This is a genomic window from Acinetobacter sp. V116_7 (assembly GCF_056735735.1).
The window spans coordinates 1-986 of the sequence record NZ_JBWZIF010000007.1 but is presented as its reverse complement, the minus strand read 5'-3'; the positions used below and the strand labels follow the sequence as shown (position 1 = coordinate 986).

Annotated in this window: 1 protein-coding gene and 1 pseudogene; both read right to left on the bottom strand. The window is 45.2% G+C overall.

From position 1 onward, the window contains the following. Positions 1–437: thiolase family protein (locus AC1PJP_RS00680; RefSeq protein WP_479766360.1), on the bottom strand; the 437-nt coding region annotated here is incomplete at its 3' end. A 402-nt stretch (positions 438–839) separates the two neighbouring features. After that, positions 840–986, bottom strand: a pseudogene (locus tag AC1PJP_RS00675) (3-oxoadipate CoA-transferase); the annotation flags it as partial.

The window sequence follows — 986 nt, the reverse complement described above, 5'->3', positions numbered from 1 at the left end:
CCCATGGTGGTGTCTTCAATCTTCTGGCTACGGCCAAAAGCACTGTCAGACTTACCCATCACATAAGGTGCACGGCTCATACTCTCTACACCACCTGCAATCACCAAGTTCGCTTCACCTGCTTTAATAGCACGGGCAGCAATAGCAATCGCATCGAGTGAAGAACCGCATAAACGGTTAATGGTGGTTGCTGGTACTTGATACGGCAAACCAGCAAGCAGTGCTGACATACGGCCGACATTACGGTTATCTTCACCGGCTTGGTTGGCACAGCCATAGATCACATCATCGACGTGTTCCCAATCTACATTTGGGTTACGCTGCATGAGGGCTTTAATCGGCACAGCGCCAAGGTCATCGGCACGGACAGGTGCAAGGCCCCCAGCATAACGGCCGAATGGTGTACGGATGGCATCGATGATATAAGCGTTTTTCATTCTAACTTTTGTCCTTTACTTCAGGCCTTTTTAGCCATTCTCCGTAAGTATTTCGTGGTGGCGACATGGATGTCGCCTCGTTGCTCAGCACAACAGGGAGGTTGTGTCTGAGTAACAAAGATTTTTGGTTACTTTTTTAAAAAAGTGACACGAATTAGCTGTCGGCATCTGATTTAAACAGATAAGACTCCGTCGTAATGATTTATAAATTTTCATATCAACGAATAACATCACGGCTGTAATATACTGTGATATCCATAGGTCTGTTGCATAAGCGATACCTTACTTTTGAAAGGTCAAAAGTAACAAAAACCTTTGTTGAACAGAGGAGGCTTCCATGCCTCCCTGTCCAACGGGCGACATCCATGTCGCCTGTCACAATAGTTACTGCTGTTTTAAATTTTAATCTTGAGTCGCATCAATCAAAGTTGCACCCGTTAGAGCCTGTAACTCATCAAAGCTAAGGCCTTCAACTTTCTCAATCACCTTTAAACCATCTTTGGTCACATCAATTACGCACAGGTCAGTGTAAATACGGCCAACACAGTG